At 42.0% G+C, this 11,921-nt stretch carries 9 protein-coding genes; 1 reads left to right on the top strand and 8 read right to left on the bottom strand.

Translation table 11 applies throughout. The features are described 5' to 3' along the window. Positions 1 to 120: 120 nt before the first annotated feature. From rfbG to rimO, 7 genes are all read right to left on the bottom strand, one after another. Positions 121 to 1,191 (bottom strand): CDP-glucose 4,6-dehydratase, encoded by a 1,071-nt coding sequence (gene rfbG / locus HMPREF9073_RS05535; RefSeq protein ID WP_009413019.1) that lies wholly within the window; start codon positions 1,189 to 1,191, stop codon positions 121 to 123. After that, complete coding sequence (gene rfbF, locus HMPREF9073_RS05530; protein ID WP_034555470.1) at positions 1,185 to 1,955, bottom strand: glucose-1-phosphate cytidylyltransferase; 771 nt, start codon at positions 1,953 to 1,955, stop codon at positions 1,185 to 1,187. Before rfbF ends, rfbG begins: the two co-directional genes overlap by 7 nt. Positions 1,956 to 2,185: 230 nt before the next feature. Next, on the bottom strand, positions 2,186 to 3,166 hold the full coding sequence (locus tag HMPREF9073_RS05525) for a 2Fe-2S iron-sulfur cluster-binding protein (RefSeq protein WP_034555465.1): 981 nt from the start codon (positions 3,164 to 3,166) through the stop codon (positions 2,186 to 2,188). 121 nt (positions 3,167 to 3,287) lie between these two features. Further along, positions 3,288 to 3,908, bottom strand: a complete 621-nt coding sequence (locus tag HMPREF9073_RS05520) for a cytochrome c oxidase subunit II transmembrane domain-containing protein (RefSeq protein WP_009413016.1) — start codon at positions 3,906 to 3,908, stop codon at positions 3,288 to 3,290. A 266-nt stretch (positions 3,909 to 4,174) separates the two neighbouring features. After that, positions 4,175 to 5,023: an NAD-dependent epimerase/dehydratase family protein gene (locus HMPREF9073_RS05515; RefSeq protein ID WP_009413015.1), complete on the bottom strand. Its 849-nt coding sequence runs from the start codon at positions 5,021 to 5,023 to the stop codon at positions 4,175 to 4,177. 173 nt (positions 5,024 to 5,196) lie between these two features. Continuing rightward, the gene (locus HMPREF9073_RS05510) at positions 5,197 to 6,516 is read right to left on the bottom strand and encodes a UDP-glucose/GDP-mannose dehydrogenase family protein (protein WP_009413014.1); all 1,320 of its coding nucleotides are present in this window, start codon (positions 6,514 to 6,516) and stop codon (positions 5,197 to 5,199) included. A 77-nt stretch (positions 6,517 to 6,593) separates the two neighbouring features. Next, complete coding sequence (rimO, locus tag HMPREF9073_RS05505; RefSeq protein WP_009413013.1) at positions 6,594 to 7,904, bottom strand: 30S ribosomal protein S12 methylthiotransferase RimO; 1,311 nt, start codon at positions 7,902 to 7,904, stop codon at positions 6,594 to 6,596. 551 nt (positions 7,905 to 8,455) lie between these two features. Here rimO and HMPREF9073_RS05500 point away from each other — a divergent pair. Continuing rightward, on the top strand, positions 8,456 to 9,580 hold the full coding sequence (locus tag HMPREF9073_RS05500; RefSeq protein ID WP_009413012.1) for a glycosyltransferase family 1 protein: 1,125 nt from the start codon (positions 8,456 to 8,458) through the stop codon (positions 9,578 to 9,580). A 10-nt stretch (positions 9,581 to 9,590) separates the two neighbouring features. Here the strand turns inward: HMPREF9073_RS05500 and HMPREF9073_RS05495 are convergent, their stop codons facing one another. After that, positions 9,591 to 11,660, bottom strand: coding sequence for a GDSL-type esterase/lipase family protein (locus tag HMPREF9073_RS05495; protein ID WP_009413011.1), 2,070 nt, complete (start codon positions 11,658 to 11,660; stop codon positions 9,591 to 9,593). Positions 11,661 to 11,921 lie beyond the last annotated feature (261 nt).

Below are 11,921 nucleotides of genomic sequence, written 5' to 3'. Positions count from 1 at the left end.
CGCTGATATTTTTTCGCCCACGAATCTCACAAATTTACACGAATGTTTCTGATCGCAATGATGGGGGTTTGACCTATAATTACAGAATTTGCACAAATATTTCAGCTTGCGCTGATGGTTTTAGGATTCCATATAGCCTTTGATTTCGTAAAGGCAGTGGGTTTGCATATCTGCTCCTCGTAGCCACGCGCGATGCCAATGGACGATTTTTTCTAAAGTATCGGCGAGTCGCCATTGAGGATGCCATTTGAGTCGGGTAGCAGCTTTGGAACAGTCGAGTTTTAGAAAGTTAGCTTCGTGAGGCTGTTCGCTCTTGTCCCATTCATAATGGGCTCCTTCGCCCCAAAATTGTACCATTTTTTCTAATATCCATTGCACGGGCTGGCAATCGTCGTCCTTAGGTCCAAAATTCCAACCTTCGGCAAAGGCATTGCCCTCATTATACAAGCGTTCAGCTAATACTAAATAGCCTGAGAGGGGTTCTAATACGTGCTGCCACGGACGTGTAGAGAGGGGGTTACGGATAATCACGGGCTGTTGTTGCTCAAAAGCTCGCAAGATATCGGGTATCAACCGGTCGTCAGCCCAATCACCTCCTCCTATTACATTACCTGCACGGGCTGAGGCTACAGCTGCGGTATCGTTAGTATAAAAAAATGAGCGACGATAGGCAGAGACTACTAACTCAGCACAGCCTTTGCTATTGCTATAAGGGTCGTGTCCGCCCATAGGTTCGTTTTCACGATAGCCCCATTCCCATTCTCGGTTCTCATAACACTTATCGGTAGTGATAATAACTACCGATTTCAGCTGAGGGGCATATCGAGCTGCTTCCAAAACGTTTACAGTACCCATTACATTGGTACTATAAGTGTCTACAGGCTCTTTGTAGGAAAGTCGCACTAAAGGTTGAGCAGCTAAATGTAATAACACATCGGGATTGAAAGCACGTATGCTTTGTGATAGCTGTTGGAGGTTGCGAATGTCGCCTATTTCGGTTTGCATATTGTCACCTACTTTAGCGACTTCAAAGAGGGCGGGCTGGGTAGGAGGAGCTAATGAAAATCCTTTTACTTCGGCTCCCATCAACTGTAGCCATAGGGATAGCCACGACCCTTTGAATCCAGTGTGCCCTGTAACAAGTACGCGTTTTCCTTTCCAAAATTGAGGATTTACTTTTCCTACTACCATACTTTCCAAGGAGCTTTATTGGTTTGCCATAATTCTTCTAAGAGCATTTTATCGCGGAGGGTATCCATTGGTTGCCAGAAACCTTCGTGTTTGTAGCTCATCAGCTGTCCGTCGGCAGCTAATCCTTTGAGAGGTTCTTGTTCCCAAATTGTATTATCGTCTTTGATGCGATCTATCACTTTGGGTGAAAGGACAAAGAACCCTCCGTTTACGAGAGCACCATCGCCTTTCGGCTTTTCTTGAAACTTCATAATCTGATTGTCTACTATATCTAAAGCTCCAAAGCGACCTGGGGGGTAGACAGAAGTGAGGGTAGCTTGCTTGCCGTGAGCTTTATGAAAAGCTAGTAATTTAGCAATATCAATATCAGCTACCCCATCGCCATAGGTAAAGCAAAAGGCTTCCTCATTGGCTATATAAGGCAATACTCTTCTAAGGCGTCCTCCCGTCATAGAGTGTTCTCCTGTATCTACGAGGGTTACTTTCCACGGTTCAGCACGTTTTTGGTGTACGTGCATCTCGTTGTTTGCCATATCGAAAGTGATATCCGATTGGTGCATAAAGTAGTTGGCAAAATACTCTTTGATGATATAGCCTTTATAGCCACAACAGATGATGAACTCATTGATGCCATAATGTGAATAAATTTTGAGGATATGCCATAAGATGGGCATTCCTCCTATTTCTACCATTGGTTTGGGTTTTACAACGGTCTCTTCACTGAGGCGTGTACCGAGACCACCTGCTAATATTACTGCTTTCATAGTGTTTTTATATCGAATTATTTTTTGACCACAAATATTTTCAGCTTGCGCTGATGTTTTTTTTTCGCCCACGAATTTCACGAATTGGCACGAATATTTTTCAGGTTGCAATGATAAGGTTTTTGACCTCTAAGTTTATGAATTGCACGAATACTTCAGCTTGCGCTGATGTTTTTTTGTCCACGAATTGCACGAATTGGCACGAATATTTTCAGCTTGCGCTGATGGGGTTAAACAAAGGCATCGGCGAAGAAGTTTTCTTCTTTTAGTCCTTGTTCGGAGAGGAGTTTTTGAGCGCTTTGTATCATCACTTCACTACCACAAGCGTATACTTGTGCTTTTTGCCAATGGATAGGCTGCTGTAATGCTATTTCTTGTACATAACCTTTAGCCCCTTGCCACTGCTCTTCGCGAGAGAGTACGGGTATATAGGTGAAATTAGGTAGTGTTGTTTTGGGTTGCCAAAAGAGGTCTTCTTTCTTTCTTCCTCCCCAAAATAACCATATTTTTTTATGAGTTGTTAATTCAGGTGTAGATTGCAGCTGTTCTAAAATTGCTTTTATAGGTGCGATTCCAGTACCTGTAGCTAGCAGTACAATCTCCTCACAATTGGGATTATTGCGATAGAAAAAAGTACCCAGCGGGCCTTCCATTCGTAATAAGTCGTTAGGTTTGGCTTCGTTAAACCAGTACTGACTAAATAAACCTCCTTCATAATTACGGATAAAGAGTCTTAGTTCATTGGCTTCACATTGGCTATGGTTGATAGAATAACTGCGTTTTTGTCCGTTTCTGATAATATCTACATACTGCCCAGGCAAGAACTGAAAGACTATCTTTGGGGGCAAGCGCAATACTACTTCTACAATATTAGGAGTAAGTACAGTGATGTTATTTATTTTACAAGGTGTAACTTGTGGTTTAGGCAATTTTACTGCCAAGTCTTCTACATCTAATATTACTTCTGATCTAGGTACTACATTGCACGAGAGTACATAGCCCGCTGCTTTTTCTTCTGCTGTAAGCACTTTTTCGTCTTGCAAATTCTCAACTTTGCCTTGAAGTATTTTTACACGGCAACTCCTGCAACGTGCCTCAAAGCACGAATATTCTAAACTGATATCGTTATCTAAGGCGGCTCTTAGCAAAGAGGTATTCTCATCACAAGAATAAGATTTGTCGTTTTTTAAATATATGGTATATGTTGACAAGATAGGTAATATTTAGGGCGCAAATATACAAAATTATTTTGGATAACACTTATGTTTATTTATGAAATAGGTTGAATGTGTAGTTTTTTTAGAAGTTTTAGTATATTTGTTTAGTGGGGTGTTATACCAATGTTTTGAGGGTGAGTTGGTTGTTATCGGTAGAGGTTTTTGCTAAGTGTTGTACCCTTGCGGAGAGTGCTCGGCGTCGGTTGCGGTTGAACTCGGTGAGTTTGTGGTGGGATTTGGTAGTTGCTAATAGAAATGCGCAAAAGATTCCTATGACTATGAGTAGGAACAGCCCTGCATAAGCCCAGTGTGCGGTGTTGTGGCATTGGTAAGTGTGGAGTATTCGCAGATGTTTTTCGTTAGTGAGATCTCCGCGTTTACGCACAGCTTGTAGTTTTTCTTTCCACGCTTGTTGTAGAGCTTCGTCTTTCCAATTGACGTACCATAAGCTCCACTTGAACTGATAGTTAGGTACTGTTAGAGCTAAGTGTTTTTGCAAACGATAGGTGAAGACGAGCCTAACGAGAATGTAGTAGACAACTCCAAAAACGCCAGCTAAATAGAAGAGGATTTTGTTTTCGATATCGGTGTGGGCGGCATAGTATACAAATGAAGAGACAATAGTCACGGGTAGGAATAGGGCATTGTGGATGCTATCGGTTTCTTTTTCTACATAGTCGTCTCCTTTGAGCAAACGTTTAGGGGAGAATTGTTTGAGTGTTAAAAAGTTCATCATAAATGGTAAATGTTAAAAGGTGTTAAAATGTTTTTGAGGCGCGAAGGTACAAAAATATTTTAAATATTTACGAATTTATGAAAATATTTTTTAGGCAGAAAGAGATTTTTTGTCTATAGGTTTGAAAATGAGAAAGTTTTATGAGGTGCGAGCTACACGGGTGATTTGGGAGCTATGGGAGCAGTGAAGTAAAGGTATTTTAACGATTACGTCACTGTTATTCCTATAGTTACGATAAATTTATCTTCTCCCCTTTTCTCAAGCTGTTAGTTCTTTAGTTTTTCTATAAAGTCTTTTATATGCTTCTTAGCTCTCCAGCCGAGGGCTTCTGTTTTTTTGGTAACAACTTCGGCGGTCATACGGTTGCCTTTGCGCTCGGGGAGCATTTGTATCTCTCCTCCAAACAGTTGGGCTATTTCGAGGACTGTGTAGGTTTCGGGGCTGCCTATGCCGTAGCCATCGCCTTTGCCCTTTTGTCCTACTAATAGCAATCCATCAACTATATCGTCTATATGGGTGAAATTGCGCTGTTGGGTACCAGGGCTCACTACTGTTAGAGGTTCGCCTTTCTTCATTTTCTCGGTAAAGAGGGCGATGAGGGTTGCGTATTTGCCTGTGCGTATTTCGCGCTTGCCATAGACATTGTAGAAATATACAATGGCATAATTTAAATTATACCAATTGCCATAGTTGATAATCAGTTCGGTATTAGAGGATTTGCTCCACGCATAAGGGCTTTGGTCTTTGCCAATCCCCCCATCGCCAAACTTAGTGCTACTGCCTGCATATACTAATTTACAATTGTGTTTACGACAGAACTCTAACACTTTTAAAGTTCCTATTTTATTGAACAGAAGCACTTTATCGATATCGTCAAAACTTTGTTCTACACGAGAGTATTCTCCTAAATGGTATATTAAATCGGGGGTGAAATTGATGAGCTCGAAAATGTGTTCGGTACTACCTTCTATATAGGTTACTCCCGCCACGTGGTTGTCTCGGCTTCCGGTAAAGTAATTGTCTAATGAATAGACATCATTTTGAGGGTTGTTGGCTAAGGCTTCACAAAGGTTTGAACCTACAAAGCCAGCGCCACCTGTTACTAATATTTTCATTGTGCAAATGCAGAATTTAAATGTGATTTATCAGTGGTCTCAGAGAGGCTCAGAGAAATTCAGATGATACTGGTAATTTTATAAAACAGATTATCAGTTCATTAGACTTTGTCAAAGTTTGAGACTTTGACAAAGTTTGTGCTATAGGAATTGTGGGAACTCTCACCTAACTATTAAACTCCTATTTGTATATATTTCCATCCTTTTTGGGGTAAGTCAAAGGCGTTGTACTGGTTGCGACCATCGAAAATGACTTTTTCGTTTAGTAATTTGGCGATTTCATCAAAATCGGGGACGCGGAATTCTTTCCATTCGGTGAGTAAAAGCAAGGCGTCAGCTCCTTTTAGGGCTTCGTATTTGCTCTCTACATAAGTAACCTCAACATCTTTTAGGTAACATACTTTGGCTTCGTGAACGGCTTTGGGGTCGTAGGCTTGTACTTTGGCACCTCGTTTCACCAATTCTTTAATGATATAAATTGCAGGAGCTTCGCGCATATCATCGGTTTCAGGTTTGAATGAGAGCCCCCATACAGCAAAGGTTTTGCCGCTGAGGTCTTCACCATAGTGAGCGATTACTTTTTGAGCAATTACATATTTTTGACGGTTGTTTACATCGTCGACGGCTTCTATCAATTTGGCTTTGTAATTTACCTCTTCGGCTAATTTTTTTAAAGCTAATACATCTTTGGGGAAGCAAGAGCCTCCATAGCCACAACCGGGGTAAATAAAACTGTAGCCTATACGACTATCGGAACCTATACCGATACGCACTTTGTTCACATCGGCTCCTACACGCTCACAGATATTGGCAATCTCGTTCATAAACGATATTTTGGTGGCGAGCATTGTATTTGCTGCATATTTGGTCATTTCGGCTGAGCGGATATCCATTGTGATCATACGATCGTTTTGCATATAAAACGGATTGTAGAGTTCTTTCATTTTCTTGAAAGCGTATTCGTTATCCGCTCCTATTACCACGCGATCAGGTTTCATAAAATCTTCAATCGCTTTACCTTCTTTTAAAAACTCGGGGTTGGATACTACGTGAAATTTGTAATTCACACCGCGTTTATCTAAGGCAGCTTGTACGGTAGCACGTACTTTATCGGCTGTACCTACAGGAACGGTAGATTTATCGACTACAATGAGCTCTCCTTGCATAGTTTCGCCTATTGCTTGGGCTACTGAAAGCACATATTGCAAATCGGCTGACCCATCATCGCCCATAGGAGTTCCTACAGCTATAAAAGCGACCTCGGCATCTTTGATAGCCTCGGCTATATCCGTTGTGAAAAACAAGGTTTGATGAGCTACGTTGCTCAGCACCATCTCTTCCAATCCAGGTTCGTAGATAGGGATAATTCCTTGTTTGAGTTTTGCTATTTTCTCAGTATTGACATCTACACAGGTTACCTTGTTGCCCATTTCGGCAAAGCAAGTGCCTGATACTAAACCTACATAACCAGTGCCTATGACTGCTATTTTCATATATGGATTTCTGTATTATATTTTTTTGCAAAGATATGAATAATTTGTCAATTAGCAAATTTGTCAATTAGTAAATTTTAACAAATTGCGACGGGCTCTCCGTACAAATCGTAGTCGGCAGCCTCTATAATTTTGACATCGGTAAAATCGCCTATTTTCACATAGTGTTTTTTAGCGTCGATAAGTACCTCGTTGTCGACATCGGGGGAGTCGTATTCGGTGCGTCCTACGAAATAGTTGCCTTCTTTGCGGTCGATGAGGCAACGGAAGGTTTTACCTACTTTCTCTTGGTTTAATTCCCACGTTATTTGCGATTGCAATTCCATAATTTCATTGGCACGTTGTAGCTTTACTTCTTCGGGGACATCGTCGGTTAACTCGTAGGCTGTGGTATTCTCTTCGTGACTATAAGTGAAACAACCGAGGCGATCAAAACGCATTGCTTTAACAAAATCTTTTAGTTTTTGGAAATCTTCTTCGGTTTCGCCAGGGTAACCTACAATTAGGGTTGTGCGGATTGCCATTTCGGGGACTGCTTCTCGGAATTTTTTGAGGAGCTTGGTAGTCTTCTCTTGGGTGGTACCGCGTTTCATACTGGTGAGAATCTTATCGGAAATGTGTTGCAGTGGGATATCTAAATAATTACATATCTTAGGCTCGGTTTTCATCACCTCAAGCACGTCCATCGGGAAGCCTGTGGGGAAGGCGTAGTGAATGCGTATCCACTCAATGCCTTCAACTTTTACCAAGGCGCGCAATAGGTCGGCAAGAGCGCGTTTTTTGTAGAGGTCTAAGCCGTAATAAGTGATATCCTGAGCGATGAGAATGAGTTCCTTCACCCCTTTGGCGGCGAGTTTTTCGGCTTCGGTTACCAAATCGTCAATGGGGGTAGAGATATGAGCGCCACGCATTAGTGGTATAGCACAAAAACTGCAAGGGCGGTCGCATCCTTCGGATATTTTAAGATAGGCGTAATTTTTAGGTGTCGTGGTGAGTCGTTCACCTATGAGTTCGTGTTTATAGTCGGCGCCGAGAACTTTGAGCAGAGCGGGCAATTCGCTAGTTCCAAAATATTGATCGACATCGGGGATTTCTTTTTCTAAATCGGGTTTATAACGTTCGGAGAGACAGCCCATTACAAAGACTTTATCCACTAATCCTGCTTCCTTTTGCTGTACATAGTCCAATATAGTGTTGATGCTCTCTTCTTTGGCGTTGTTGATAAACCCACAAGTGTTGATAACCACTATGTTACCTTCTTTTTCGTGTACTACTTCCTTACCACCAGCCTTTAATTGCCCCATTAGCACTTCGCTGTCATACACGTTTTTAGAGCAACCAAGGGTTACCACATTGATAGTATTCTTTTTTATTGATCTTGTTCGCATTCTTCAGTTTATTTCGGGGTGCAAAAGTACGGATAATTTGCTAATTTGCCAATTTGCTGATTATTTGTATCTTTGCGGCGAGGTTTAGGGGATAGGTGTCAGGGAAATGAGTTTTGGGGTACTCTGAGGGAATCTGAGAAACGCTGATGTTTAAAAAGTCTCCCACGAATCTCACGAATTTTCACCTGACGGTGATGTTGTGATAAGGGGGGGAGTGTCTTGGAGAAACTAGGAGAATCTCGGAGAAACTAGGAGAATCTCGGAGGGGGATTGTTATACAAAAGGCTGCCTAAGGGTTTAGACAGCTTTTGGTAATTATTACTTGTGAGGTTTAGTTTTAGAATTTGTAACCTACACCAATTTGGAATACACGGTTTTTGAATTTCATAGAAAAAATAAAGTAAATACTCTCCTACGAATTTCACAAATTTTCACGAATTTCAGATTGCATAAAATCCTTTATATTATTTACAATATTATCTCACGAATTGGCAGCTGGCGCTGCTGGATTTACACAGATTGTATAAAACAATATGATATTTTTTTAACGGATGAACATAGCTTTTGATGCCAAACGGGCTTTTCATAACTTTCGCGGTTTGGGTAATTACAGTCGCGACTTGATTCGTATGCTCCAAGAGCATAAGGTTGGTCATTTGTACTTATTCAACCCTCAAAAACGCAAATTTTTAGGAGTGAAAATTGATGAAAATACTACTGAAATCACTCCTCAATCTTTCTTCTGGCGCAAATTTAAAAGTCTTTGGCGCAGTTTGAAAATCACTGATATAGCTAAAAAACTACCTATAGATATCTATCACGGGCTTTCGGGAGAAATTCCTAAAGGTATCGCTCAGCATTTGCCGACGGTGGTGCCGATTCACGACCTTATTTTTATGCGTTACCCCCAATGGTATTCGTATTTCGATAGAAAAATTCACTATAAAAAGTTTCTTTATGCTGCCCAAAACGCCCAGCATATTATCGCTATTAGCGAACAGACAAAACGCGATATCATCTCTTATTTGGGTGTTCCTGAAGAGAAAATTACAGTGGTATATCAGGGTTGTCACAAGGCGTTTAAACAAATATATACTAAAGATGAAAAAGTGTCTATACGCCAAAAATACCGACTCCCTGAGCGTTTTGTGCTGAATGTGGGGGCTATAGAGTCTCGCAAAAATGCTCTCGAAATAGTGAAAGCGATTGAACCTCTTGAAGATATGTCGCTCGTATTGGTAGGTAAGCCCACTCAATACTACGAGGAGATAAAGAGGTATTGTGAGTCGCATAACCTCAGTGAGCGCGTGCAGTTGCTCAGTGGTGTATCAATGGAAGAATTGGCGATTATTTACCAATTGGCAACTATGTTCTGTTACCCTTCAGTGTTTGAGGGTTTTGGCATTCCTATCATAGAAGCCTTATTTTCTAAAACGCCCGTCATTACTTCTAAGGGCAGTTGTTTTTCCGAAGCAGGAGGAGCTCATTCTATTTATGTGAATTTAGACCGAGCGGCTACTGAAATACGCGAGGCTATAGTGAACATCACTACCGATGAGGCGTTGCGCAATCAAATGATTACCGAGGGTTACCACTATGCACAACGCTTTACCGATGATGCTGTATTTCAAGAATTGATGAAAGTTTATGAGCAGGTGTCAGGTGTCAGGGGATAGGTGTCAGGTGTTAGGGTTCACTTGTGAAGGTACTGGCGGGCAAGTTGGCTTCGTTTACTAAATTGCCGTCGGTAACGGGGCTAAAGCCATAGCGCACAGCTTTGGGATTACTTACTTCTTCACTTGTCACTTTTATTGCTTCTCCTATAACTTCGGCTGTTGCCGGATAGAAAATTCCATTACCATTAGAAAGTTCAAAACCGCGCAATGTTTTGCCATCGGCGGAGTGCATTCCTTGGGCATAATCAAAAGCAACCGTAGCGACTTTTCCATTGAAAGTTGCTGAACGGAACAAAGGTCCTGAAGGGAGTACTTTTTTGCCATACGTATCGCCTAAAGCCCATTGTGCTAAACGCTCGCCTATGGGTTGTTTGTTTTTTGGGTGTACATCGGTGGGGTGACCATAGTCGTAGGACACTGCCATTCCGCTGTGAGGCACTACCTTCATCAATCGGCGCTGACTTTCTCTAAACCAACCCCACGACGGGCGGTTGATACTCGATAGCTGTACGTAATAGAAAGGCAGCTGCGAATTGCCGAACTCGGTGCGCCAACTCTTCACTAATAAGGGAAACAACTTGCTATGTGCCTCTTTGTTATGTGCGTTAGATTCACCTTGATACCAAATCACTCCTTTGATAGGATACTGTGCCAAGGGCAATATTCCGGCTTCAAATAGATAGGCAGGTTCGTAGGGGTGTCGCTGTAATTTATCGGTAGCTTTAGCGATATTCTCGCCTGCACGCTGGCGCACCCAATCCATTATAAAATCATTTTCACGCCAATTGTTGAGGATACGCGGAAAGTCGTATTCCAATGTACGGCGGTCTATCCACGCTTCGGTAGGCGATCCTCCTACGGCATTACAGATGAGCCCTATAGGCATATTCAACTCTTTTTGGAGGCGACGTCCAAAATAATAGGCTACAGCCGAAAAGGCACGTACGGTTTTGGGGCTACACACTTCCCATTGTGCAGGTTTATAGTACTGCAACTGATTGATAGAATCCAAAGCTGAAAGTTCCCAAGCGTTAGCATTATCAGTGCGCCAACGGGCTTCCATATCAAACAATCGAATATTAGGGTTTTCGGCTTGTGGGATATCTCTTTCGCCCGTTGAGGCTTGGAACATTTCAAACTCCATATTTGATTGTCCTGAACAAAGCCACACTTCACCAGCTACTACATTCTTAAAAACACGTTTTTCTTTACCGGCGGTAATTTGCAAAGTATAAGTTTCTTTGGCTGCAAGTGGTGCTAAGGTTACTTGCCATTTGCCATTGCTATCGGCAGTGGTGTTGAGTTGCTGATTTCCTATTGTTACAGTGATTTTAGTCCCTGCATTGGCGATACCGTGCAAGGGTAACGATTGCCCGTGTTGCAATACCATATTATCGGAATAGATTTCAGGGAGTTGCAAGCCACCATAATCGCCTGTAATAGCTCCATAGACTACTTGCGCCAAGATAGCTGCCCCTTGTGCATTGGGGTGTACGGCATCGGGGAGCATTTGTGGGAAATGGTACAGCGGCTCGTGAAAATCGATGAGCTGGGCGTTTGTTTGCTGGGCAACGAGCGCAATGGCTTGTTGTATTTCGGCGTGCCAATCACGTGTACCCGACTCAAAACGAGGGTGGCGATGTGATAGCGGACTCATACGTGCGATGATGATGCGCGCTTTAGGGTTTGCTTTTTTAAAAGAAGAGATAAGGGTGAGATAATCTTTTACAAAATCATTGCGGTGGTTAGGCCAATTACGTGGGTCGGTATCGTTGATACCCAAGTGAATAACGACGATATCGCCTGCAAAAGCAAGGGCTTTTTGGTATTCCTCTTGTTGGATGTACGGGCGATGCCCCTTGCTGAGCAAAGTCGCTCCTGAATGACCGAAATTTTCCACTTTATAACCTTTACCTAACAAGCGTTGTAGCACTGATGGGTAACTGTTTTGTTCGCGATTTTCGATGCCATAGCCGTAGGTAATGCTGTTGCCTACGCAAGCTACTTTGATAGGTTTTCGCTGTCCCCAACCTAAAGAGCCAAGCACTAAGGCACTGATAAAGAGTAGTTGTTTTTTCATTTGGTTGTAAATTGAATGCTATTCAATTACAAAAGTACAAATAATTAGCGAATTGGGAAATTTTATTTCCAAAGAATCATTAGTGCTTGTGTTTTTTAAGGTCTAAGTTTTGTTCTCTTATAAAAGTCTTTCGAAATTGGGAGTGCATAAAAGTCTTTATTTCTTATTGTCCCACGAATTTTCACCTGAAGGTGAATGAGGGTGTCCGAAAAGTTTTATTTATGTGAGCGTTTGCAGCACATACCCAGCTATCGCTGGCTT

The sequence above is a fragment of the Capnocytophaga sp. oral taxon 326 str. F0382 genome (assembly GCF_000318295.1).
Classification (GTDB): Bacteria; Bacteroidota; Bacteroidia; order Flavobacteriales; family Flavobacteriaceae; genus Capnocytophaga; species Capnocytophaga periodontitidis.
The sequence above is the reverse complement of the archived record's forward strand: the minus strand, read 5'-3'. Positions and strand labels throughout refer to the sequence as shown.

Excerpts from the sequence above, each read along its gene's own strand:
- HMPREF9073_RS05495 (WP_009413011.1), bottom strand. The coding sequence starts at position 11,660 with ATGAAAAAACAACTACTCTTTATCAGTGCCTTAGTGCTTGGCTCTTTA.
- HMPREF9073_RS05510 (WP_009413014.1), bottom strand. The coding sequence starts at position 6,516 with ATGAAAATAGCAGTCATAGGCACTGGTTATGTAGGTTTAGTATCAGGC.
- HMPREF9073_RS05500 (WP_009413012.1), top strand. The coding sequence starts at position 8,456 with ATGAACATAGCTTTTGATGCCAAACGGGCTTTTCATAACTTTCGCGGT.
- rfbF (WP_034555470.1), bottom strand. The coding sequence starts at position 1,955 with ATGAAAGCAGTAATATTAGCAGGTGGTCTCGGTACACGCCTCAGTGAA.
- HMPREF9073_RS05515 (WP_009413015.1), bottom strand. The coding sequence starts at position 5,023 with ATGAAAATATTAGTAACAGGTGGCGCTGGCTTTGTAGGTTCAAACCTT.
- rimO (WP_009413013.1), bottom strand. The coding sequence starts at position 7,904 with ATGCGAACAAGATCAATAAAAAAGAATACTATCAATGTGGTAACCCTT.
- HMPREF9073_RS05520 (WP_009413016.1), bottom strand. The coding sequence starts at position 3,908 with ATGATGAACTTTTTAACACTCAAACAATTCTCCCCTAAACGTTTGCTC.
- rfbG (WP_009413019.1), bottom strand. The coding sequence starts at position 1,191 with ATGGTAGTAGGAAAAGTAAATCCTCAATTTTGGAAAGGAAAACGCGTA.